General features: G+C 53.9%; 19 protein-coding genes and 1 pseudogene. 12 read left to right on the top strand and 8 right to left on the bottom strand.

The features are described 5' to 3' along the window. Window positions 1-367: 367 nt before the first annotated feature. The 5 genes from ACFX4U_RS17555 to aceK all read left to right on the top strand — a co-directional run bounded on the left by ACFX4U_RS17555 (window position 368) and on the right by aceK (window position 6,970). On the top strand, window positions 368-796 hold the full coding sequence (locus ACFX4U_RS17555) for a YjaA family stress response protein (protein WP_313508440.1): 429 nt from the start codon (window positions 368-370) through the stop codon (window positions 794-796). 134 nt (window positions 797-930) lie between these two features. Further along, complete coding sequence (gene metA, locus ACFX4U_RS17550; RefSeq protein WP_017459399.1) at window positions 931-1,860, top strand: homoserine O-succinyltransferase; 930 nt, start codon at window positions 931-933, stop codon at window positions 1,858-1,860. Between the two features lie 246 nt (window positions 1,861-2,106). Beyond that, window positions 2,107-3,708, top strand: coding sequence for a malate synthase A (gene aceB / locus ACFX4U_RS17545; RefSeq protein WP_313508443.1), 1,602 nt, complete (start codon window positions 2,107-2,109; stop codon window positions 3,706-3,708). A 154-nt stretch (window positions 3,709-3,862) separates the two neighbouring features. Then, window positions 3,863-5,167 carry an isocitrate lyase gene (gene aceA / locus ACFX4U_RS17540; RefSeq protein WP_313508490.1) on the top strand — a complete coding sequence of 435 codons (1,305 nt, stop codon included), beginning with the start codon at window positions 3,863-3,865 and terminating at the stop codon, window positions 5,165-5,167. 54 nt (window positions 5,168-5,221) lie between these two features. Next, entirely contained in the window at window positions 5,222-6,970 is a 1,749-nt protein-coding gene (aceK, locus tag ACFX4U_RS17535) for a bifunctional isocitrate dehydrogenase kinase/phosphatase (RefSeq protein WP_200551993.1), read from the top strand. 1 nt (window position 6,971) lies between these two features. On the opposite strand, the gene ACFX4U_RS17530 is transcribed toward aceK, so the two are convergent. The 5 genes from ACFX4U_RS17530 to ACFX4U_RS17510 all read right to left on the bottom strand — a co-directional run bounded on the left by ACFX4U_RS17530 (window position 6,972) and on the right by ACFX4U_RS17510 (window position 10,881). After that, window positions 6,972-7,904: a phosphatidate cytidylyltransferase gene (locus ACFX4U_RS17530; protein WP_305737401.1), complete on the bottom strand. Its 933-nt coding sequence runs from the start codon at window positions 7,902-7,904 to the stop codon at window positions 6,972-6,974. Beyond that, window positions 7,897-8,553 (bottom strand): 1-acyl-sn-glycerol-3-phosphate acyltransferase, encoded by a 657-nt coding sequence (locus ACFX4U_RS17525; RefSeq protein ID WP_305737400.1) that lies wholly within the window; start codon window positions 8,551-8,553, stop codon window positions 7,897-7,899. Before ACFX4U_RS17525 ends, ACFX4U_RS17530 begins: the two co-directional genes overlap by 8 nt. Beyond that, window positions 8,550-9,212, bottom strand: coding sequence for a CDP-alcohol phosphatidyltransferase family protein (locus ACFX4U_RS17520; protein ID WP_305737399.1), 663 nt, complete (start codon window positions 9,210-9,212; stop codon window positions 8,550-8,552). Before ACFX4U_RS17520 ends, ACFX4U_RS17525 begins: the two co-directional genes overlap by 4 nt. Before the next feature lie 58 nt (window positions 9,213-9,270). Continuing rightward, window positions 9,271-10,095, bottom strand: a complete 825-nt coding sequence (gene iclR / locus ACFX4U_RS17515) for a glyoxylate bypass operon transcriptional repressor IclR (protein ID WP_086873880.1) — start codon at window positions 10,093-10,095, stop codon at window positions 9,271-9,273. Window positions 10,096-10,218: 123 nt separating this feature from the next. After that, window positions 10,219-10,881, bottom strand: a complete 663-nt coding sequence (locus ACFX4U_RS17510) for a hypothetical protein (RefSeq protein WP_313508446.1) — start codon at window positions 10,879-10,881, stop codon at window positions 10,219-10,221. Window positions 10,882-11,124: 243 nt separating this feature from the next. On the opposite strand from ACFX4U_RS17510, the gene metH reads away from it, so the two are divergent. The 5 genes from metH (at window position 11,125) to rluF (ending at window position 19,102) form a co-directional block, all read left to right on the top strand. Beyond that, window positions 11,125-14,811, top strand: coding sequence for a methionine synthase (gene metH, locus ACFX4U_RS17505; protein ID WP_313508448.1), 3,687 nt, complete (start codon window positions 11,125-11,127; stop codon window positions 14,809-14,811). Between the two features lie 260 nt (window positions 14,812-15,071). Beyond that, entirely contained in the window at window positions 15,072-15,848 is a 777-nt protein-coding gene (locus ACFX4U_RS17500) for a hypothetical protein (RefSeq protein ID WP_313508450.1), read from the top strand. Further along, window positions 15,832-16,299: a hypothetical protein gene (locus ACFX4U_RS17495; RefSeq protein ID WP_313508452.1), complete on the top strand. Its 468-nt coding sequence runs from the start codon at window positions 15,832-15,834 to the stop codon at window positions 16,297-16,299. Before ACFX4U_RS17500 ends, ACFX4U_RS17495 begins: the two co-directional genes overlap by 17 nt. Before the next feature lie 171 nt (window positions 16,300-16,470). Next, window positions 16,471-18,102 (top strand): Na/Pi cotransporter family protein, encoded by a 1,632-nt coding sequence (locus ACFX4U_RS17490; protein WP_175274431.1) that lies wholly within the window; start codon window positions 16,471-16,473, stop codon window positions 18,100-18,102. A 136-nt stretch (window positions 18,103-18,238) separates the two neighbouring features. Beyond that, complete coding sequence (rluF, locus tag ACFX4U_RS17485; RefSeq protein ID WP_313508455.1) at window positions 18,239-19,102, top strand: 23S rRNA pseudouridine(2604) synthase RluF; 864 nt, start codon at window positions 18,239-18,241, stop codon at window positions 19,100-19,102. Here the strand turns inward: rluF and ACFX4U_RS17480 are convergent, their stop codons facing one another. Further along, window positions 19,103-19,375, bottom strand: coding sequence for a DUF3811 domain-containing protein (locus ACFX4U_RS17480; RefSeq protein WP_305737394.1), 273 nt, complete (start codon window positions 19,373-19,375; stop codon window positions 19,103-19,105). 176 nt (window positions 19,376-19,551) lie between these two features. On the opposite strand from ACFX4U_RS17480, the pseudogene ACFX4U_RS17475 reads away from it, so the two are divergent. Next, a pseudogene (locus ACFX4U_RS17475) lies at window positions 19,552-19,907 on the top strand (type II toxin-antitoxin system RelE/ParE family toxin). Beyond that, window positions 19,904-20,242, top strand: a complete 339-nt coding sequence (locus ACFX4U_RS17470) for an XRE family transcriptional regulator (protein ID WP_313508456.1) — start codon at window positions 19,904-19,906, stop codon at window positions 20,240-20,242. The pseudogene ACFX4U_RS17475 and the gene ACFX4U_RS17470 overlap by 4 nt, the downstream one beginning before the upstream one ends. A 48-nt stretch (window positions 20,243-20,290) precedes the next feature. Here the strand turns inward: ACFX4U_RS17470 and panS are convergent, their stop codons facing one another. Both panS and rtcR read right to left on the bottom strand, forming a co-directional pair. Continuing rightward, window positions 20,291-21,232, bottom strand: coding sequence for a ketopantoate/pantoate/pantothenate transporter PanS (panS, locus tag ACFX4U_RS17465; protein WP_305737391.1), 942 nt, complete (start codon window positions 21,230-21,232; stop codon window positions 20,291-20,293). 250 nt (window positions 21,233-21,482) lie between these two features. Then, a complete protein-coding gene (rtcR, locus tag ACFX4U_RS17460; RefSeq protein WP_313508458.1) occupies window positions 21,483-23,069 on the bottom strand; it encodes an RNA repair transcriptional activator RtcR in 1,587 nt (528 codons plus the stop codon). Between the last annotated feature and the right edge of the window lie 3 nt (window positions 23,070-23,072).

The following is a 23,072-nucleotide window of genomic DNA, read 5'->3' as shown; positions in this document are numbered from 1 at the left end:
TCAGAAGTGAAACGCCGTAGCGCCGATGGTAGTGTGGGGTCTCCCCATGCGAGAGTAGGGAACTGCCAGGCATCAAACACGTGAAGAGGCCATCCTGACGGATGGCCTTTTTGCGTTTGTATGCAGCGAAACACCACAAGCGCTCTCCCTTCGGATGCGGTAAAACATGTCTGTGATAGCGGTTTTAACCTTTCATCTGCCCGACAGAACGCTTCATGTGAAACAGGCAGTAAGCACCCGCAAATTAATCCACTTGCCTGAGCCAGCGCACAACAGACGTGACTGCCTGCCCAGAACAAAGCCTCATGAGAAAGCTTGGGCTTTTTTGCTATTGTTTCAGCTCCATTTATCGCTAAAGGACATCACCATGATCGTTCTGTACGCCCAGCTTTATAAAAATCGCATGGTTGTGCGTAACCTCCAGGCTCAGCAGCAGGTTTCGGGTAGCCAAACCTTCAGCAACCAGCGAATACTCATCGCAGACTTCTTCCCGGCTGAAAAGCTATTACAAGATTTGATTCTGCAAGTTGCACCGCGCGCATTCTGGCACGCACTTCCTGGAATGGGACGTTTAGCGATCCTCGCGCATGCGCTGGAAATGAATGAAGGCGGCTTATCACCCGTCGAAGAACGTGCCATCCTTGAAATGACCTTCGGCGCTTCGCAAGGCCGGTGCCGTTACCCGCAGGTCGTTGCCAGCCAGACACCGCTTAGCGATCAACACGTGCTGGCGGCACTGAGCCAATCGAAAACGCCTCCCTCTCAGCGCGATAACAAACCGAAAATCATTAGCTAATATCAACACTACATAGACCGCGACGTGAAACTTTCGCATCTTTCACTTGCGGACTCGACATTTTGCCGATTCCTGGGTATCTTCGGCTGTCTGGATGTCTAAACGTTTAAACGTATGCAGTGAGGGTATAAGATATGCCGATTCGGGTGCAGGACGAGCTGCCAGCCGTCAATTTCTTGCGTGATGAGAATGTCTTTGTGATGACGACATCGCGCGCAACAGTGCAGGAAATCCGCCCGCTGAAGGTGCTGATCCTCAATCTGATGCCAAAGAAGATTGAGACGGAAAACCAGTTCCTGCGTCTGCTGTCGAACTCACCGCTACAAGTTGATGTGCGCCTGCTGCGTATCGACTCGCGTGAATCACGCAACACACCGGCTGAACACCTCAACACCTTTTACTGTAACTTCGATGAGATCCGTGATGAAAACTACGATGGCCTGATCGTCACCGGTGCGCCATTAGGCTTAGTTGAATTTAACGACGTAGCCTACTGGCCGCAAATCGAGCAGGTTCTGGAGTGGGCAAAAGATCATGTCACCTCAACCCTGTTTGTCTGTTGGGCGGTACAAGCCGCGCTAAACATCCTTTATGGTATCCCCAAACAGACCCGCACCGAAAAACTCTCCGGCGTATACGAACACCACATCCTTCACCCTCATGCGTTGCTGACGCGCGGTTTTGATGATGTTTTTCTGGCGCCGCACTCGCGTTACGCCGATTTTCCGGCTGCATTGATCCGCGACTACACCGATTTAGAGATTCTCGCCCAAACGGAAGAAGGCGACGCCTACCTGTTCGCCAGCAAAGACAAACGTATCGCCTTTGTTACCGGCCATCCGGAATATGATGCTAACACACTAGCAAGCGAGTACTTTCGCGATGTGGATGCGGGGTTAAGCCCCGAGCTGCCGCACAACTATTTTCCTCAGGACGATCCGCAGAATAAACCGCGTGCATCCTGGCGTAGCCACGGCAATTTGCTGTTTATCAACTGGCTCAACTACTACGTCTACCAGATCACGCCATACGATCTGAGTCATATGAATCCCACGCTGGATTAAGCGTTTCAGCCCCTTATTACAGGCACCTTCGGGTGCCTTTTTTATTTGCGAAAACCACTTCTTAACGTAATTAAACTATAACCTCTTTTTTATCAAAAGCTTAATTTCATTTTAATTTAAAAATGGAAATTGTTTTTGATTTTAGAAAAATTATTAGCCAGGATTGATCCTGCTGAACGAAAACTGCACACCCGATCTTCGTTGGCATTGGGAAATGTCTTTGCTGCAAAAAAGAGGAATCGCACCATGACACAACAGGCGACAACAACCGATGAACTGGCCTTTACGCGACCGCACGGTGAACAAGAGAAGCAGATTCTCACCCCGGCAGCCGTGGAATTCCTGAGCGAGCTGGTCACCCGCTTTACGCCAAAGCGCAATCAACTGCTGGCCGCGCGCGTGCATCAGCAGCAACAAATCGATGCCGGTACGTTGCCTGATTTTATTTCGGAAACAGCTTCCATTCGTGAAGGTGACTGGACGATCCGGGGAATTCCCGACGATTTGCTGGACCGCCGCGTTGAAATCACCGGGCCGGTTGAGCGCAAAATGGTGATCAACGCGCTGAATGCCAACGTGAAAGTGTTCATGGCGGACTTTGAAGATTCGCTGGCACCAAACTGGGACAAAGTGATTGACGGGCAGATCAACCTGCGCGATGCGGTCAACGGCACCATCAGCTACACCAATGAAGTGGGCAAAATCTACCAACTGAAGCCAAACCCGGCGGTACTGGTTTGCCGAGTGCGTGGTCTACACCTGCCGGAAAAACACGTCACCTGGCGCGAAGAGGCTATTCCGGGCAGCCTGTTCGATTTCGCGCTTTACTTTTTCCATAACCACAAAAATCTGCTCGCCAAAGGTAGCGGCCCCTATTTCTACCTGCCGAAAACGCAGTCATGGCAAGAAGCTGCATGGTGGAGCGAAGTCTTCAGCTTTACCGAGGATCGTTTCAATCTGCCGCGCGGCACCATCAAAGCCACGCTGCTGATTGAAACCTTGCCTGCGGTATTCCAGATGGATGAGATCCTGCACGCACTGCGCGACCATATTGTTGGCCTGAACTGCGGGCGCTGGGATTACATCTTCAGCTACATCAAGACACTGAAAAACTACCCGGATCGCGTGCTGCCTGACCGCCAGGTAGTGACGATGGATAAACCGTTCCTCAGTGCTTATTCGCGTCTGCTGATCAAAACCTGCCATCGTCGCGGCGCTTTCGCGATGGGCGGTATGGCGGCGTTTATCCCCAGCAAAGACACCGAACGTAACAACTGGGTGCTGAACAAAGTGAAAGCCGATAAACAGCTCGAAGCGAATAACGGCCACGATGGCACCTGGATCGCGCATCCGGGTCTTGGCGATACGGTAATGGAGGTGTTTAACGCGGCGCTGGGCGAACACAAAAACCAACTCTTTGTCAGCCGTGAGGACGATGCGCCGATCACCGCAGAAGATCTGCTGGCACCTTGTGAAGGCGAGCGCACCGAAGAGGGCATGCGCGCCAATATCCGCGTCGCGGTGCAGTACATCGAAGCGTGGATCTCCGGCAATGGCTGCGTGCCGATTTACGGGCTGATGGAAGATGCCGCCACGGCGGAAATTTCCCGTACCTCAATCTGGCAATGGATCCATCACGAAAAAACGCTGAGCAACGGCAAGCCGGTCACTAAAACGCTGTTCCGCCAGATGCTGGCTGAAGAGATGCTGGTTATTCAGGAAGAGTTGGGCGAGCACCGTTTCAGCAGCGGGCGTTTTAACGATGCCGCGCGCCTGATGGAGCAGATCACCACCTCTGATGAGTTGATCGACTTCTTAACGTTACCTGGCTACCGCCTGCTGGCGTAATCGCCCGGGCTATTTTGTTCGCCAATTTGGCTCCAGCCAGTGCGCAAGACCTCATGTTCTACAAGTGCGTTGCGGTTTTGCTCATTGACCATGACCAAACTGACTTCACCAATAACGCCTGGCGAGCCAGGAGAAGAATATGGAGCATCTGTATATGAAAACCCGTACCCAACAAATCGAAGAATTACAAAAAGAGTGGACGCAGCAGCGCTGGGAAGGCATTCGCCGCCCTTATAGCGCGGAAGATGTGGTGAAGTTACGCGGCTCGGTCAATCCGGAATGCACGCTGGCGCAACTGGGCGCGGCGAAAATGTGGCGCTTGCTGCATGGCGAATCGAAAAAAGGGTACATCAATAGTCTCGGCGCGCTGACCGGTGGGCAGGCGTTGCAGCAGGCGAAAGCGGGAATCGAAGCGGTGTATCTTTCCGGCTGGCAGGTAGCGGCGGATGCCAACCTCGCCGCCAGCATGTACCCGGACCAGTCGCTCTACCCTGCAAACTCCGTGCCGTCGGTGGTCGAGCGCATCAATAATACGTTCCGTCGCGCCGATCAAATTCAGTGGTCTTCCGGTATTGAGCCGGGTGACCCGCGCTTTGTCGATTATTTCCTGCCGATCGTCGCAGATGCCGAAGCCGGCTTTGGTGGCGTATTGAATGCCTTTGAACTGATGAAATCGATGATTGAAGCCGGTGCGGCGGCAGTGCATTTCGAAGATCAGCTCGCGTCGGTGAAAAAATGCGGCCATATGGGCGGCAAAGTGTTAGTTCCTACGCAAGAAGCGGTGCAGAAACTGGTGGCGGCGCGTCTGGCAGCGGATGTGCTGGGCGTTCCGACGCTATTGGTGGCGCGCACCGATGCCGATGCCGCCGATCTGATTACCTCAGATAGCGACCCGTATGACAGCGCGTTTATCACTGGCGAACGCACCAGCGAAGGGTTTTACCGCACCCATGCGGGCATTGAACAGGCGATCAGCCGCGGTTTGGCTTACGCGCCGTATGCCGATCTGGTGTGGTGTGAAACCTCCACGCCAGACCTGAACCTGGCGCGCCGTTTCGCCGATGCAATCCACGCGAAATACCCGGGCAAACTGCTGGCGTACAACTGCTCGCCGTCGTTTAACTGGAAAAAGAACCTTGATGACAACACCATCTCCCGCTTCCAGCAGGAGCTGTCAGATATGGGGTACAAGTTCCAGTTCATCACCCTCGCGGGCATCCATAGCATGTGGTTCAACATGTTTGATTTAGCCCACGCGTACGCGCAGGGCGAAGGGATGAAACACTACGTCGAAAAAGTGCAGCAGCCAGAGTTCGCCGCGGGCAAAGAGGGCTACACCTTCGTTTCTCACCAGCAGGAAGTGGGTACCGGTTACTTCGACAAAGTCACCACCATCATTCAGGGCGGCGCCTCGTCAGTAACGGCGTTGACGGGTTCAACGGAAGAAGCACAGTTCTAATCGTCAACCTGCCCGGTAGCGAATTGCCTACCGGGCTAATGCCTGGGGAATACGATGTCGCGTGGTCTGGAACTGCTGATTGCCCAAACCATTCTGCAAGGCTTTGATGCCCAGTATGGTCGTTTTCTGGAAGTAACGTCCGGCGCGCAACAGCGCTTTGAACAAGCCGACTGGCACGCCGTTCAGCAGGCGATGAAGCAGCGCATTCATCTTTATGATCACCATGTTGGTCTGGTCGTCGAGCAATTGCGTTGCATCACCGACAGCCAAAGCCCGGACGCCGCGTTTTTGCTGCGCGTCAAAGAGCACTACACGCAACTGCTGCCGGATTATCCCCGCTTTGAAATTGCCGAAAGCTTCTTTAATTCAGTCTATTGTCGGTTATTCGATCACCGTTCTCTCACGCCAGAACGGTTATTTATCTTTAGCTCGCAGCCGGAACGCCGCTTTCGCACCATCCCGCGCCCGTTAGCCAAAGCGTTCTGGCCGGAACGCGGCTGGGAAGCGCTGCTGACCAAAGTGCTGTCGGATTTGCCGCTGCGCCTGCCGTGGCAGGATAAAGCGCGCGATGTGAGTTATATCACCGCGCATTTGCAGGAGGCGTTTGGCAGCGAAACCCTTGCTCAGTCTCACTTGCAGGTGGCGAACGAGTTGTTTTACCGCAATAAAGCCGCCTGGCTGGTTGGCAAGCTGATTACCCCGTCGGCTACGCTGCCGTTTTTGTTGCCGCTCCACCGCAGCGATGAGGGTGAGCTGTTTGTCGATACCTGCCTTACTACATCGGCGGAAGCCAGCATCGTGTTTGGTTTTGCCCGCTCCTATTTTATGGTTTACGCCCCGCTGCCCGCCGCGACAGTCGAGTGGCTGCGCGAGATCTTGCCCGGTAAAACCACCGCTGAACTGTATATGGCGATTGGTTGCCAGAAACATGGCAAAACGGAAAGTTACCGCGAATATTTAAATTACATCAACGCCAGCGACGAGCAGTTTATTGAAGCGCCAGGCATTCGCGGCATGGTGATGCTGGTGTTTACGCTGCCCGGTTTTGACCGGGTATTTAAGGTGATAAAAGATGTCTTTCCCCCGCAAAAAGAGATGAGCGCCGCGCACGTTCGTGCCTGCTATCAACTGGTCAAAGAGCATGACCGCGTGGGGCGTATGGCCGATACACAAGAGTTTGAAAACTTTGTGCTGGAAAAACGACAGATTGCTCCGGCGTTGATGGCGCTTTTGCTGGAGCAAGCGCCAGGCAAAATTACCGATCTCGGCGATCGCATCGCCATCAGCCATCTCTATATTGAGCGGCGTATGGTACCGCTCAATCTGTGGTTTGAGCAGGTGAAAGGTCAGCAACTGCGCGACGCGGTAGAGGAGTATGGCAACGCCATTCGCCAGTTGGCCGCCGCCAATATTTTCCCCGGCGACATGCTGTTCAAGAACTTCGGCGTCACCCGCCATGGGCGCGTGGTGTTCTACGATTACGACGAAATTTGTTATATGACCGAAGTGAATTTCCGCGACATTCCCGCGCCGCGCTACCCGGAAGATGAGCTTAGCGCCGAACCGTGGTACAGCGTGTCGCCGGGCGATGTTTTTCCGCAGGAGTTTCGCCACTGGTTATGCGCCGACCCGGAAATCGGTCCGCTGTTCGAAGAGATGCATGCCGATCTACTGCGTGCCGATTACTGGCGCGGATTGCAGGCGCGCATCCGTGAAGGGCATGTCGAAGATGTTTATGCCTACCGCAAACGCCAGCGTTTCAGCGTACGCTTTGGCGCAGGCGCGCTGCGGCAGGCGGGGTAAATCAGGTGAAGTAATATCTCACCACATGGAAGAAGATCGGGGCGGCAAAGCAGAGAGAATCAATCCTGTCCATCATGCCGCCGTGCCCTTCGAGCATTGCACCAAAATCCTTCACGCCGCGATCGCGTTTAATCGCCGACATACACAAACCGCCGAGGAAGCCGAGCAGCGTAATCAGCAGGGAAATAACAAAAGCCTGCCACGGGTTAAACGGTGTAATCCACCATAGCCCCGCGCCGACCAGACTGGCGCTGAGAATACCGCCCACAAAGCCTTCTACTGTTTTGTTCGGGCTGAGTTTCGGCACAATAGGGCGCTTGCCGCACAGCTTACCGAAGACGTATTGCAGCACGTCGGAAATCTGCACAACAATCATCATAAACAGCACCAGCTTGATATTTTCACCACTGTAGCCCGGAATGGACAACATCAGCAGCGCAGGCGCATGGCTAACACAGTAGACCGCCATCATCAGGCTCCACTGGATTTTTGCGCTGCGTTCAAGAAAGTGCTGTGTATCACCCGCGATAGCCACTCGTGCCGGAATAAACAAGAAGGCGTAGACCGGGATAAAAATCACAAACACCGAATACCACTGGATGCCCACCAACACGTATTGCACCGGAAGAATGATAAAGAAACACCAAAACAGTGCTTCATGATCGCCCCGGCGAGTGGGCATCAGGGTGATACATTCGCGTAGCGCGAAGAACGACATCAACGCAAACAGCACAACTGAACCGATGGGGCCAACCAGCATGGCGATGACTGAAACGGTACACATCAACCACCAGGCGCGGATCCGCGCGTTAAGGTTATCTATCGTGGCGTTTTGATAGCGGCGCGATAGCAAAAAACCAATAACACTGGCGACGGTCAGCAGACCGAAAAGCCCGCTCAGTAGCAGGCGCAGATCGGAATCGACATTAATCATGGGCAAGTGCCTCCAGCGCACACCTGGCGCGGTCTAAAAATTCCTTTTTCGTTTCGTCGTCCGTGACCGCTGGCAATGGCTCGCCAAACGTTGCCGTGCAGATAATCGGCACCACCAGACGTGAACCTTTCGGCAGCACACGATTCATATTTTCCAGCCACACCGGGATCAGCTGCACTGCTGGCAGGCGCTGTGTTAAGTGATAAAGCCCGCTTTTAAAACTGGCGACTTCATCACCGGATCCGCGTGTACCTTCGGGAAAGAAGATCAACGAATGGCCCTGTTCCAGCTTTTCCATCAGCGGTTGTAGCGGATCGCGCTGTTTTACCGTCTCTTTGGCGGCTGAAGCCGGGCTACTCCGTTCAACCAGAATGGCGTTAAAAATGCGCGTGGCAAGGTAGCGACGAAGCGCTGTTTTGTTCCAGTAATCCGCCGCGGCGACCGGATGTACGCTATTGCGCAACGCACGTGGAAAGCTCGCCCAAATAACCAGACCATCGAGATGGCTGCTATGGTTGGCGTAATAAATGGTGGTGTGATCCGGCTGTGGCAAGGTGCGCCAAAAAGCTTTCACGCCGGTTAAGAGGCGGCAAAGCATAACGAAAAAAGCTCTGACAATGGTCTTATCGACAGAAAAATGCAGCTTCATGATGCCTTCTCCTGCTTCAATGTAGAGATGATTTGACGGGTACGGCGCACCGTTGTCCAGGCTGCGCCAAGGGCAATTAACGCCAGTGCGCAGAGCAGCAGCAACTCCCCCCACTGCGGCAGGATGATGGCGATAACCGTCGCTGCCGTCAGTAGCGCCATTCGGTGTTGTTTGGCCATTGGGCCGCTAAATTGTTGCGCCAGGCCGCAGGTGCCGCCAAGCAAGCGTACATAAGCGGTAAAGAGCGCAAATAAAGACGCCGCCCAGCCCAGCTCAACTCCACCAGTCACTTGCACCAGACCGTAACCCGCGCCAAGGAACAGCACGCTGTCAGAAATGCGATCCGGTAGTTCGTTAAAGACAGCACCCGCCGGGCTGCGCAGACCCCCCTCTACAGCTACCATGCCATCCAGTAAATTACAGATAAGCCGCCCCTGAATACCGGCAATAGCGAATAGCAGCAGGCCGCGTTGCAGCAGCGTATTGTCACTGTGCCAGACGGTAAGAAAACAGAGACCAGCGAGAAGTGCAAAAAAAATACTGAATAAAGAAATGGTGTTGGGCGTGTAGCCTTTTTGGCGCAGGTAACGGGCGGCCGAAGCCGCCCAGGCGGAATTGCGCGTCTTTACTGGACGGCGATCGTGAACATCCCTGGTCATATATATCATTCCGATGAGTGGATAAAAATTGGACGTCCACTATATAACCTTTTGGAAGTTAACGCATTCCCCCGTACGCCAGCGTCACTTCTTTCGCGCCACGGATCACCATCGCGCCCAGTTCGGTCACGCGGTCATCGGTGATACGTGAGATAGGCCCGGAGATGGAAATCGCGGCGAAGGGTTCGCCGTGTTCGTCAAAAATACACGCCGCTACGCAGCGCAAACCCAGCGCGTGCTCTTCGTCGTCAAAGGAGTAGCCGCGTTTACGCGTCTGGGCGAGGTCTTCTTTCAGGTGTACCGGCGATACCAGCGTGGCATGGGTGTACGCATGCAGCCCCTGGCGGTGCAGCAAGCTGCCAACCTGCTCGTCGCTCAGACGCGACAGAAACGCTTTTCCCGCGCCAGAGGCATGCATCGGTAATTTGCCGCCGATCGGTGCGGACATGCGCATCAACTGCGTACACTGCACCTGATCGATAATAATGGCCTGATGATCGCTCTTATCCAGCACCGCGAGGTTCACGGTTTCGCCGGATGCTTCCATTAAGTTGCGCAGGATCGGGTGAACAATTGCCATCAGGTTACGGCTTTGCAAAAAACTGCTGCCGACGATAAACGCATGTGCGCCTACTGACCAGTGACCCAACTCACCTACCTGGCGGACAAAGCCTAGCTGCTGCATGGTCGTGAGTAAGCGGTGGGTGGTTGAGTTCGGCAAACCGGCCTGTTGCGCCAGTTCGGTAAGGGCAACGCTGCCATGAGACTCGGCAATCCATTCCAGTAGTTTCAGGCCGCGGGTCAATGACTGGACTTGCCCACCCGCCGGAGCGGCCGGGGCTGTAGCTTTTCTGCCTCGTTTAGCGGGAACGGAAGTGGCCATGACTGGCTCCTTTTTCTGTATCGTGGAAATCATTTTCGTTTTTATTGAGTATAACGCAACTCCCAGGCAGACTGATCGGATGAGTTCGCGCAAAACAGAACGAAAATGCCGGATACAGACTATTTATTGACGCACGTGTTTCGCCAACTGCGCATGTTGAGCACACAGCGCAATGGTTCGTCTTACCTGGCTCAGTGGATGCTCCGCAAACATCTCATCATATTGACGATCGTCGCTCGGCAGGCAACGCAGCTCACTTTCCCGCAATTTGGCGAAGAGCGCGTCGGCAGAATCGATAAATTCGGGTTCGTCGTTAACGGGCGGTATGTTGCCCTGCTTAAGTTGTAAATCCATCACCACCGCTTCGCGAAAGCCGGTGTTCCCTTTTTCTACCGCTTCAGCATTGATCTGAAAGAGCCCGTGTTTTACGGGGAGCCAGATAATCGCGACAAAATACATACCGAGCGAACCCGGTGTGGGATCGCGATATTTAAACGTGCCTTGCAACGCCGCCATTCCCTGAATATTGAGCGCCGTGAGCTCCAGTAACGCGCCGCCAATCTTTGCCGTTTCTTGCTGCCAATAATGTGTGGCGGCGGCAATATCGTGTAAGGCGAAGGGCCACTGCACAGGGGCATGGAGCTGAAGGCGCACCGCGCTTTGTTCCGGAGTGGACCATGCCATGCTGGTGTCATGGCTCTCATACAGTTGCCACCCGGCAATGTTGAGTTGCAGGTCGGTGAGACGAGGTTTCTTATGGCCAAAAAGAGACGTCAAAAACGACATAATAGGTTCCGTAAGTAGGTGCGCCTGTAAGAGGGCCGAAGGTTTCAGCATACATCGGCACGCTGTCCTGAAAACTTGAAAAGTCATCGCACTGAAAAGGTAACGGGTTGGCGCAGCCATCAGGCTGACGGGCGTTACGTGAGCATCTCTCATGTTCACCCCGCGTCGCTTTTCCGCTCTGCCACTTTATGCCAGTATGTCCTGCTGGCCTTTTGGCCTGGTTGAGCATTGTCGGGAGCACGTGTGAGCAGCAAAGTTGAGCAACTGAAGCAGCAGTTAAGCAAAAGAATTCTGGTTCTGGATGGGGGCATGGGCACCATGATCCAGAGCTATCGTCTGAGTGAGCAGGATTTTCGCGGCGAGCGCTTCGCCGACTGGCCCTGCGATCTTAAAGGCAACAACGACTTGCTGGTGCTCAGCAAGCCGGAGGTGATAAGCGCGATCCATGACGCCTACTTTGCGGCGGGCGCGGATATCATCGAAACCAATACCTTTAACTCAACAACAATCGCCATGGCGGATTACCAGATGGAATCCCTGTCGGCGGAAATCAACTTCGCTGCTGCCAAACTGGCGCGTGCCAGCGCCGACAAGTGGACGGCGCAAACGCCGGATAAACCGCGTTATGTCGCGGGTGTGCTCGGCCCGACCAACCGCACTGCCTCAATCTCACCGGACGTTAACGACCCGGCGTTTCGCAATATCTCCTTCGATCAGCTGGTTACCGCTTATCGCGAGTCCACCAAAGCGCTGGTGGAAGGGGGATCGGATCTGATCCTCATCGAAACCGTGTTCGATACGCTTAACGCCAAAGCGGCGATCTTTGCAGTAAAAGCGGAGTTTGATGCGCTGGGCGTTGAGCTGCCGATCATGATTTCCGGCACCATTACCGACGCCTCAGGGCGTACGCTCTCCGGGCAGACCACCGAAGCGTTTTACAACTCTCTGCGCCACGCCGATGCGCTCACCTTCGGCCTGAACTGCGCGCTGGGGCCGGATGAACTGCGCCAGTATGTGCAGGAGCTTTCCCGTATCGCCGAATGCTATGTCACTGCGCACCCGAACGCTGGCCTACCCAACGCCTTTGGGGAATATGATCTTGATGCCGACACGATGGCGGCGCAAATCGGCGAATGGGCGCAAGCCGGTTTTCTGAACATTGTCGGCGGCTGCTGCGGTACCACACCAGAACATATCGCCGCCATGAGTCGTGCGGTCGAAGGCGTGTCGCCGCGCCAGTTGCCGGAGGTGCCGGTTGCTTGCCGTCTTGCGGGTCTGGAGCCGCTCAACATCGGCGATGACAGCCTGTTTGTGAACGTCGGCGAACGTACCAACGTCACCGGTTCCGCCAAATTTAAACGCCTGATCAAAGAAGAGAAGTACGCCGAAGCGCTGGACGTAGCGCGCCAGCAGGTAGAAAGCGGCGCGCAGATTATCGACATCAATATGGATGAAGGGATGCTCGATGCCGAAGCGGCGATGGTGCGTTTCCTCAACCTGATTGCCGGTGAGCCGGACATTGCCCGCGTGCCTATCATGATCGACTCCTCAAAATGGGAGGTGATCGAAAAAGGGCTGAAATGTATCCAGGGCAAAGGCATCGTCAACTCGATTTCGATGAAAGAGGGCGTTGGGCCATTTATTCACCACGCAAAACTGGTGCGTCGCTATGGTGCCGCCGTGGTGGTAATGGCCTTTGACGAAATCGGTCAGGCGGATACGCGCGCGCGGAAAATCGAAATTTGCCGCCGCGCTTATAAGATTCTTACCGAAGAGGTGGGTTTCCCGCCGGAAGACATTATCTTCGATCCGAACATCTTCGCCGTGGCAACGGGTATTGAAGAGCACAACAACTATGCGCAGGACTTTATCGGCGCGTGTGAAGATATCAAACGCGAACTACCGCATGCGCTGATTTCCGGCGGTGTTTCCAATGTCTCGTTCTCGTTTCGCGGTAACGACCCGGTGCGTGAAGCGATCCACGCCGTGTTCCTTTATTACGCCATTCGTAACGGCATGGACATGGGCATCGTCAACGCTGGGCAACTGGCGATTTACGACGATCTGCCTGCCGAGCTGCGCGACGGCGTTGAAGACGTGATCCTTAACCGCCGCGATGATGCCACCGAGCGCATGCTGGATCTGGCGGAAAAATATCGCGGCAGTAAAGCCGCCGATGAAGGGGCAAACGCGCAGCAGGCGGAGTGGCGCAGTTGGGATGTGAAAAAACGTCTCGAATATTCGCTGGTAAAAGGTATCACCGAATTTATCGAATTCGATACCGAAGAGGCGCGTCAGCAGGCCGCTCGCTCGATTGAAGTAATTGAAGGGCCGTTAATGGACGGCATGAACGTAGTTGGCGATCTGTTTGGCGAGGGCAAAATGTTCCTGCCGCAGGTGGTGAAATCGGCCCGCGTGATGAAACAAGCCGTGGCTTATCTGGAACCGTATATCGAGGCCAGCAAAGAGAAGGGCAGCAGTAACGGCAAAATGGTGATCGCCACCGTGAAAGGCGATGTCCACGATATCGGCAAAAACATCGTCGGCGTGGTGCTGCAATGTAACAACTACGAAATTATCGACCTCGGTGTGATGGTGCCCGCCGATAGAATCCTGAAAACCGCCCGCGAAGTGAATGCTGACCTGATTGGTCTTTCCGGATTGATTACGCCGTCGCTTGACGAAATGGTCAACGTGGCGAAAGAGATGGAACGCCAGGGGTTCACCATTCCGCTGCTGATTGGCGGTGCGACCACATCGAAAGCGCACACGGCGGTGAAAATCGAACAGAACTACAGTGGGCCGACGGTGTATGTGCAAAACGCCTCGCGTACCGTAGGTGTGGTGTCGGCCCTGCTTTCGGCTACGCAGCACGATGAGTTCGTTGCCCGTACCCGCAAAGAGTATGAAACCGTGCGTATCCAGCATGCGCGAAAAAAACCGCGTACGCCGCCAGTGACGTTGCAAGCGGCACGGGAAAACGATCTCGCGTTTGACTGGGAAAGTTATACTCCGCCGGTCGCGCACCGCCTTGGCGTGCAGGAAGTTGCCGCCAGCATCGAGACGCTGCGCAATTACATCGACTGGACACCCTTCTTTATGACCTGGTCGCTGGCCGGGAAATATCCGCGCATCCTTGAAGATGAGGTGGTGGGAGAAGAGGCGAAACGCCTGTTTGCCGATGCTAACGAGATGCTGGATAAACTGAGCGCGGAAAAGTTGCTCAACCCGCGCGGTGTGGTCGGGCTTTTCCCGGCTAACCGCGTTGGCGACGATGTCGAAATCTATCGCGACGAAACCCGCACGCAGGTGCTGACCGTGGGCTGCCATCTGCGCCAGCAAACGGAAAAAGTCGGTTTCGCCAACTACTGCCTGGCGGATTTTGTCGCCCCCAAACAGAGCGGTAAAGCGGACTACATTGGCGCATTCGCAGTGACGGGCGGTCTTGAAGAGGACTCGTTAGCACAAGCGTATGACGCCGCGCACGATGATTACAATAAAATCATGGTGAAAGCGGTGGCCGATCGCCTGGCGGAAGCCTTTGCGGAATACCTGCATGAGCGGGTGCGCAAAGTGTACTGGGGCTACGCGCCGAACGAGAACCTCAGCAACGATGAGTTGATCCGCGAAAATTATCAGGGCATTCGCCCGGCACCGGGTTACCCGGCCTGCCCGGAGCACACGGAAAAAGGCACTATCTGGCAGTTGCTGGACGTTGAAAAACATACCGGGATGAAACTGACCGAATCCTACGCGATGTGGCCAGGGGCATCGGTTTCCGGTTGGTATTTCAGCCACCCGGACAGTAAATATTTCGCGGTAGCGCAAATTCAGCGCGACCAGGTGGAAGATTACGCGCGGCGAAAAGGCATGTCGGTGGCGGAAGTTGAGCGCTGGCTGGCGTCGAATTTAGGTTACGACGCAGATTAATGACAACAGGGCATTTTTAAATGCCCTGGTTTTTCGCCATTTCATTTTCGCGAAACTATCGTGAAGCAAACATAATACAGATTGAAACTAAGAACATTCTTAAAAATGGATATTTTCTTAGACCCTTCTTCCCCTTCATGCGTATGATGGACACTGACTACACGGCAAGATTGCTTACTCTTTTGCGGTTCATTTAATTGTCATAAATTTAACTTAGGTATTATGAAATGGATATTTATGATATAAGAAAAAGAAATCTATTGCCGAAGGATTACGAGAATATCCTGGCACCAGATATCGCGAAGAATATTATAAAAAAGGAATATTTCATCGAGAACAGCCCGAATAATATTCTGGGCAGCATTGATGGTTACACGATTAAGCGGCATCACGGTTTTAAATATGGCTTACCGCAAGATCCGCTTGGTCATCAAAAAGAAAAACATATTGATAGCCTGGTGGATAAAGGCGTGGTAGTGGTCGTGCGCCCGAACGTTAGCACGCGTAACCGCTTCTATTACCCGTTCTTTATCGCGGAAAACGCCGAACTGTTTTGTGTGCAAGGCTTGTCGTTTAACGCGGTGTTTATCAGAACCATTTTGAACGGGTTTAAAGACAGCGTGGCAATGCATGGTCGACCCGCCCCGACCCGAAGCACCTTTGTACCGGTGACGCCTGAGTTTGGTCCAGGTTACTGGAAAACCAGCGAAACAGACTTCCACGGCGTCAAAAATGCCGCGGTAATGATGCTCAACCGGGCGACCAGTATGGGCGATCAAGGGCGTGTATTTGGCTCCGACGGTAAAGATTATATGAACACCTCGCGAGACAAAATTCAGCTATGGACGCCAATACCGGAAAGCGTCTCGTCTGATACCCGAGAAATCCTCTATAATCGCTCGGTGATCCGGCGTTATGGTGAAAAGCGTACTGTTTATCAGAAATACCTTGAGGGTGATGATGCCTGGACGCAATCGGGGAAATCATGGCAATGGATTCCAGGCGTAAGGGATGAGGATTATGAATTTAAGAAATAAGATTTTTGCTTTTTGGGGTATTATGGACGTACTGGCGCTGGCCAGTTATTTATTTTTTTCGCTGCAAGGCGGTAGCGTTCCTTTTTATTCCGACATTAGTGACTTTTATACCAATTATTCACAGCTAGGTGTGAATGGATTGATGGGCGTAATTATCCAGACGATGTTCTTTATTAATATCGCGTTGATTATCTCGCTGGTTTTTTCTGCCTGGTCTTTTTTCGTTAAAAAAGACATTCATACTATTTTCTTTATCGTGCAGGAAATAGCCCGCGTGCTGTCGCTAAAATGCTCAGTGGCGTTGATTCCACTGTTTATGCATTTCGCTGGTTTTACCGCTGCGTGGGGAGCAATTTTGCTGTTTGTCCTCTCGGAAGTGCTCAAAATTGCTTCGGTTGTGTGGGCTAAACGCCAGGGCAACCCGCAAACGGCGCCTGCCGTTTCCCGCTAACCGACAAACCCTCGCTTCTGTCACAAAACCGTCATTTTTATTTACAACTCTCAGGGGGCTTAACCGGCACCCTGCGCTTTTCTTCGCATTGACGCCTTATACTTACTTCATAATGTTGACGTTACCTTCCTGGTAACGAGCAACGCATAACGATAAGGAGAACCTGATTCTGTGCTGACTTTGCTTCATCTGCTTTCTGCCGTGGCTCTGCTGGTGTGGGGCACACACATTGTACGTACCGGTGTGATGCGTGTTTTTGGCGCACGTTTACGTACCGTTCTTAGCCGTAGCGTTGAAAGGAAACCGCTCGCTTTCTGCGCGGGTATCGGCGTGACTGCGCTGGTGCAAAGCAGTAACGCCACCACCATGCTGGTGACCTCGTTTGTCGCCCAGGATTTAGTGGCGCTCACCCCGGCGTTGGTGATTGTGCTGGGTGCAGATGTCGGGACAGCGCTGATGGCGCGCATTTTGACGTTCGATCTCTCCTGGTTATCGCCGCTGCTGATTTTTCTTGGTGTTATTTTCTTCCTCGGGCGTAAACAGACGCGCGAAGGCCAGCTTGGGCGCGTCAGCATCGGCCTTGGGTTGATTCTTCTGGCGCTGGAGCTGATTGTGCAGGCGGTTACGCCGATCACCCAGGCCAATGGCGTGCAGGTGATTTTCGCCTCGCTGACCGGCGACATTATGCTCGATGCGCTGATTGGCGCGGTGTTCGCCATTATCAGTTACTCCAGCCTGGCGGCGGTGCTGCTAACGGCGACGCTGGTTACGGCAGGGATTATCTCTTTCCCGGTCGCGCTGTGTCTGGTGATTGGTGCCAACCTCGGTTCTGGCCTGTTGGCGATGCTCAATAACAGTGCCGCTAACGCTGCCGCCCGGCGCGTGGCGCTTGGCAGTTTGCTGTTCAAACTGGTGGGCAGCCTGATTATCCTGCCGTTTGTTCATGTGCTTGCTACGTCAATGCAGAAACTTCCCTTACCGGAAGCGGAACTGGTTATCTATTTCCATGTGTTCTACAACCTAATCCGTTGTCTGGCGATGGTGCCATTTGCCGGGCCAATGGCGCAGTTTTGTAAGCGGATCATCCGTGAAGAGCCAGAGCTGGATACGCGCCTGAAGCCAAAGCATCTCGACAGTTCCGCACTGGATACGCCAACGCTGGCGCTGGCCAATGCTGCACGGGAAACCTTGCGCATGGGCGATGCGATGGAGTTGATGCTCGAAGGGCTGCATAAAGTGATGCACGGCCAGCCTCGTCAGGAGAAGGAACTGCGCAAACAAGCCGATGACATCAACGTGCTGTACACGGCGATTAAGCTCTATCTGGCGCGTATGCCGAAAGAGGAACTGGCGGAAGAGGAGTCGAAACGCTGGGCGGAAATCATCGAGATGTCGCTGAACCTTGAGCAGGCCTCCGATATCGTCGAGCGCATGGGCAGCGAAATCGCCGACAAATCCCTGGCGGCGCGGCGCGCTTTCTCTGTTGAAGGCTTGCAAGAACTCGATGCGCTGCATGAACGGCTGGTGGGGAATCTGAAGCTGGCGATGTCGGTATTTTTCTCCAGCGACGTGACCAGCGCCCGGCGTTTACGCCGTAGCAAGCACCGTTTTCGCATTATGAACCGTCGTTATTCGCATGCGCATGTTGACCGCCTGCATCAACAAAACGTGCAAAGCATTGAAACCAGCTCGCTGCACCTCGGTTTGCTGGGCGACATGAAGCGTCTTAACTCCCTGTTCTGCTCGGTGGCCTACAGCGTGCTGGAACAGCCGGATGAAGACGACGAGCGCGACGATGCTTAACCCGTACCGTGCCGGCGGGCACGGTAACTAAAACCCCACTTTTACTGCGTAACTGCACAAATTCGATTTGGTGCGGCGAAAATCCGGTTTTATCTCCCGGCGAAGCCAGTTATATTCCGCTTTTACAGGAGAATTTATGCTGCCAACCCAATCAACACGTTTAAACAAATACATCAGCGAAAGCGGGATTTGCTCACGCCGCGAGGCTGACCGTTACATTGAGCAAGGCAACGTCTTTATCAACGGCAAGCGCGCCGGGATAGGCGATCAGGTGGTTGCCGGAGACGTTGTGAAAGTTAACGGTCAACTTATCGAGCCGAGAGATGACGAAGATCTGGTATTTATCGCGTTGAATAAACCCGTTGGCATTGTCAGTACCACCGAAGATGGCGAAAAAGACAATATTGTTGACTTCGTTAATCACAGTAGCCGAATCTTTCCCATCGGTCGTCTGGACAAAGATTCGCAGGGGCTGATTTTTCTCACTAATCATGGCGATTTAGTGAATAAAATCCTGCGTGCTGGCAACGATCACGAGAAAGAGTATCTGGTGACCGTCAATAAGCCCGTCACCGACGAATTCGTGCAGGGGATGAGCGCGGGCGTGCCGATCCTCGGCACCAAAACTAAGAAGTGCAAAGTAAAAAGGGAAGCGCCATTTACCTTTCGCATTACGCTCGTTCAGGGGCTGAACCGCCAAATTCGCCGCATGTGCGAATACTTTGGTTATGAAGTCACCAAACTTGAACGCACGCGCATTATGAACGTCAGTCTCACTGGCTTGCCGCCGGGGGAGTGGCGTGACCTGACGGACGATGAACTGATAGCACTGTTTAAGCTGATTGAGAACTCATCGTCTGAAGCGAAGCCGAAAGCAAAAGCGAAACCGCAGGCGGCGAAAAAAACCGCAGTAAAAGTGGCGAAGCCCGAAGAGAAAAGCCGGGCGAAACCGGCGGGAAAACGCTTTACCCAGCCGGGCAGGAAAAAGAAAGGACGCTAGTTAGCGCTTGCCACGCGTTGAGGTGTTTGCTGACCAGGAAAACGTGGCATTCTCATCCGGTTTATAAGCCTGCTGTTTCTTCATCTGGCGGGCTTTCTTCGCTGCCGCTTCGCGCTGCGCCATCAGTTTATCGATGTACTCCTTCTTCACATGATTGGCTTCAGCGTTGCTGAGTGGGCGTCCGTGCGAGATACGGGCGCGATCCAGCAGCGTTTTCAGCTCCCGCTGTTCACTTTCCGTCATCTCTTTTTGCGTCAGTCTGGTCAGGGCCATAAAGCGTTCTCCTTGGGAAGTGCATCGAGTCTACGCGATGTAAGGGGGGATGTCTGCGTGGTGATACATAAACCCCGGAAGACGCTTCGCAGATCTGTTATTGGGCGGGTGACTTAAGCTGCTGCTGATCTAAGCTGGTAAGGATTTTGGTATAAAATTTTATACAAGGATGTGGTATGATCATTTCACGGCCTGCTTTAAAGCCCATCATCTGGATAGGCTCGTCATACGATGACTTACGTGCTTTCCCTGAATGTGTCCGCAAGGATGCTGGTTATCAGCTACATAAAATTCAAGCTGGCCTGGAAGCTACAGATTGGAAACCGATGGCGGAAATTGGCGCAGGCGTTGCAGAAATTCGTCTTCGCGATCACGCGGGGGCATTTCGTATTTTTTATTTGGCCAGGTTTGAGGATGCACTCTACGTTTTGCACTGTTTCCATAAAAGTCACAGCGCACACCACGTAAGGATAAAACAACTGCCCGGACGCGTTATCGCGCTTTGGTTGAGCACTACAGGAGCCAAAAATGAGAACGACACAAGAAGGCCTGGTTGGTCATGTGACCCCAGCAGATGCCAACATTTTTGCTGAACTGGGTTTTGAAGCCGAAGAGGCACACGCGCTTGCGCAGGATGCAGAAAGAGAAGTCATCCAGCTATTGAACATAAAACGGCAACTGATGCAGGAAATTTCTGGCTGGATAGCGGAAAATCATCTCAAGCAGACTGAGGCGGCGGAAAAACTCAATATTTCTCGCCCTCGGGTCTCCGATGTGGTCAACCAAAAAGCCAGCAAATTCACTATTGATGCACTTGTCACCATGCTGGCTAAACTCGGCAAGCCGGTTACCATTACCATTGGGTAAGCGTTGATAGTGGCCGGATAACTGATAATGTTCTCCGGCCGCTATCAATTAACCCTCTTTCACCGCTTGCGTTTTGCTTCCGTCGACCGGTTTGCCCGACCAGTAACCCGCCAGCAGCGAACCGGAAAGGTTGTGCCACACGGAGAACAGTGCGCCAGGCAGCGCGGCGAGCGGCGAGAAGTAGATTTTACCTAACGCCGCAGCAAGGCCGGAGTTCTGCATACCCACTTCAATCGCCAGCGTACGGCAGGTGGATTCATCAAAGCCGAACAGACGGCCGCCCCAGTAACCACCGAGCAGACCAATGCTGTTGTGCAGGATCACGGCGACAATCACCACCAGGCCAACAGAGGCGATATAGTTCGCGGAACCGGCTACCACGGCGCTGATGATCGCGAGGATGCAGACCATGGAAAACGCGGGCAGCCAGGGCTCCAGCGCGTTAACCACGCGCGGGAAAAGGTGGTGCACAACCAGCCCCAACGCAATCGGGATCACCACAATTTGCAGAATGCTGAGTAGCATGCCCATCACATCGACCTGAATATGCGCATCGACATACAAACGCGTCAGCAGCGGCGTGGCGATAACGCCCACCAGCGTAGAAACCGAGGAGATGGTGACCGACAGCGCGACATCGCCTTTTGCCAGATAAATCATCACGTTTGATGCCGTTCCGCTGGCAACACTTCCCACCAATACCATTCCGGCGGAGAGATCCGGCGGCATCTTAAAAATCAGCGCCAGTAGCCATGCCGCCAGCGGCATCACCAGATAGTGCAGGAAAATGCCGGCGGCAACCGGAGCCGGGCGCGACAGGACGCGTTTGAAGTCATCAATTTTTAAGTGCACGCCCATGCCAAACATAATCAGCATCAGCAGCGTTGTGACCCATGGGCCAATGGCGATAAAGGTTGGCGGGAAATAATAGGCGAATACCGACAGCAGCAGCGCCCATAACGGGAACAGCCGCGTGAAAATTGCGAGCATGTGGGATTCCTTGCGATTGTTGTGTTGTGTTTTTATTACCCTTCACTCTTCAGGCTACAGGTGCGCTGGCGAAGCCAATAGCGTCAGTCATTTCTGCGCCGGTAACCCGGCAGTCTCACGTATGAGCGCTGTTCGCAACGGTTCTGCAACCCGAATGAATGAGGGTATTTAAGGAGGGGATCGAGCCCGACCATTGGTATTGTTTATCGTGCTAAGGAATATTATTCAAACAAATTATGATGAAGATGTTTTATGTTGCGCCGCGTACGCTTTCCCAGCTCAGCCCGAAGCGGGCCAGGTATTTGCGCAGGCGATCCGCATCATTCGGGTTGGCCTTTTTCTGCCGGGAAATGGCGAACAATTCACGTCCCGCTTCCGAAAGTGTCTGGCTGCGCCGACAGACAGCAATCACCGTTTCCAACTGGCGTTGATCGAACAGATCAAGCGTGCTGATATCCATGGGGAGGTCAGGCAGTGCTGATTCTCCGCGCCAGTGATGCGCTAAACGCTGCACCTCTTCCTCGACTAACGCGTCGTTAATCCGCCCCTGTTCTGCCAGCGTCGCCATTCGCGCGATTGACGTGCTCAGTTCGCGAAAGTTGCCGCGCCACGCCGCGTGGGGAGAACAGGCGAAGGCCAGATAGCGCTCGCGCGCGCCCTTATCAAAGCGGATTTGCGTCTGCTGCTGTTGTGAAAAACGCTGAAGTTCATACTCAATATTCGGAGCGATATCTTCCCGCCGTTCCGCCAGACCCGGCAGCGCGAATGTCCACATATTGATACGTGCAAAGAGATCCTCCCTGAAACGACCTTCCTCCACCCATTGCTGCATATTCCGGTGTGTGCCCGCAATCAGTTGAAAATCACTGTGCACTTCTTTATCGGAGCCAAAGGGGAAAAAAGTCTTCTCTTCAATCGCTTTCAGCAGCATCGCCTGCTCATCCAGCCCCAGCTCGGCAATCTCATCGAGGAATAGCACGCCGCCATCGGCTTCGCGCAGCAGCCCGGTGCGCGCCTGTTGTGCGCCGGTGAATGCACCTTTCACATGGCCGAATAGCGTCGACATGGCGTTATCGCCGCGCAGCGTGGCGCAATTCACCGCCACCAGCCGCCCCTGCACCAGGTGGCGGGACTGGCGTAACTGAAAGATGCGTTTTGCCAGAAACGATTTCCCGGCGCCGGTTGGTCCGGTCAGCAGAATGGGCGCAGTCGAGCGCAGCGCTACGCGTTCGATTTGCTCGATTAAGCGGTTGAAGGTGGTATTACGCGTATCAATACCGGATTTCAGAAACGCCACAGATTGCTGCTGCTCACGCTGAAAACGGCTGGTCAGCGTGGCGTAACGGCTTAAATCCAGATCGATAACCGAACAGACGCCGGCAGCTATCGCCTCGTCAGCCGCACCTTTCGCCGCCGGACTGGTCTGCAACAAGCTAGCGGGCAGATAACGGGCTTCGGTCAGCAGGAACCAGCAGATCTGCGCGACGTGCGTCCCGGTGGTGATATGCACCAGGTACTCTTCATTTTCCGTATCGAACGGATAACGGTTGGCGAAATCGAGAAACGCGGCATACACCTCTTCAAAATCCCACGGGTCTTTAATCATCACCGCATGTTTGCGCACTTCGGTATGCGGTGAGACGAGGGCAATGTCTTCCGCTGTCTGTTGCGCCAGCCCTTCATCGCGTGGCTGGTGCAGCAGTTCAAGCCTGTCGACAGCGAAATCCGGCTGCTGGCACAACCCTACGGTGGGCCGCCATTTGCGAAAGCGGTTTTGCCGTTTACCACGTTTATCCAGCACCGTTCCCAGTACACCAATCACCACCCGACGCTTCATGTT

Source organism: Kosakonia sp. YIM B13588, from assembly GCF_042788165.1.
GTDB lineage: Bacteria > Pseudomonadota > Gammaproteobacteria > Enterobacterales > Enterobacteriaceae > Kosakonia > Kosakonia sacchari.
Note: the sequence above shows the minus strand (reverse complement) of the source record. Positions and strands in the feature narration are given on the sequence as shown.

What these genes read in the sequence shown, in the direction of transcription:
- ACFX4U_RS17555 (WP_313508440.1), top strand. Translation starts at nt 368, where the DNA reads ATGATCGTTCTGTACGCCCAGCTTTATAAAAATCGCATGGTTGTGCGT.
- metA (WP_017459399.1), top strand. Translation starts at nt 931, where the DNA reads ATGCCGATTCGGGTGCAGGACGAGCTGCCAGCCGTCAATTTCTTGCGT.
- aceB (WP_313508443.1), top strand. Translation starts at nt 2,107, where the DNA reads ATGACACAACAGGCGACAACAACCGATGAACTGGCCTTTACGCGACCG.
- aceA (WP_313508490.1), top strand. Translation starts at nt 3,863, where the DNA reads ATGAAAACCCGTACCCAACAAATCGAAGAATTACAAAAAGAGTGGACG.
- aceK (WP_200551993.1), top strand. Translation starts at nt 5,222, where the DNA reads ATGTCGCGTGGTCTGGAACTGCTGATTGCCCAAACCATTCTGCAAGGC.
- ACFX4U_RS17530 (WP_305737401.1), bottom strand. Translation starts at nt 7,904, where the DNA reads ATGATTAATGTCGATTCCGATCTGCGCCTGCTACTGAGCGGGCTTTTC.
- ACFX4U_RS17525 (WP_305737400.1), bottom strand. Translation starts at nt 8,553, where the DNA reads ATGAAGCTGCATTTTTCTGTCGATAAGACCATTGTCAGAGCTTTTTTC.
- ACFX4U_RS17520 (WP_305737399.1), bottom strand. Translation starts at nt 9,212, where the DNA reads ATGACCAGGGATGTTCACGATCGCCGTCCAGTAAAGACGCGCAATTCC.
- iclR (WP_086873880.1), bottom strand. Translation starts at nt 10,095, where the DNA reads ATGGCCACTTCCGTTCCCGCTAAACGAGGCAGAAAAGCTACAGCCCCG.
- ACFX4U_RS17510 (WP_313508446.1), bottom strand. Translation starts at nt 10,881, where the DNA reads ATGTCGTTTTTGACGTCTCTTTTTGGCCATAAGAAACCTCGTCTCACC.
- ACFX4U_RS17495 (WP_313508452.1), top strand. Translation starts at nt 15,832, where the DNA reads ATGAATTTAAGAAATAAGATTTTTGCTTTTTGGGGTATTATGGACGTA.
- rluF (WP_313508455.1), top strand. Translation starts at nt 18,239, where the DNA reads ATGCTGCCAACCCAATCAACACGTTTAAACAAATACATCAGCGAAAGC.
- ACFX4U_RS17480 (WP_305737394.1), bottom strand. Translation starts at nt 19,375, where the DNA reads ATGGCCCTGACCAGACTGACGCAAAAAGAGATGACGGAAAGTGAACAG.
- ACFX4U_RS17470 (WP_313508456.1), top strand. Translation starts at nt 19,904, where the DNA reads ATGAGAACGACACAAGAAGGCCTGGTTGGTCATGTGACCCCAGCAGAT.
- panS (WP_305737391.1), bottom strand. Translation starts at nt 21,232, where the DNA reads ATGCTCGCAATTTTCACGCGGCTGTTCCCGTTATGGGCGCTGCTGCTG.
- rtcR (WP_313508458.1), bottom strand. Translation starts at nt 23,069, where the DNA reads ATGAAGCGTCGGGTGGTGATTGGTGTACTGGGAACGGTGCTGGATAAA.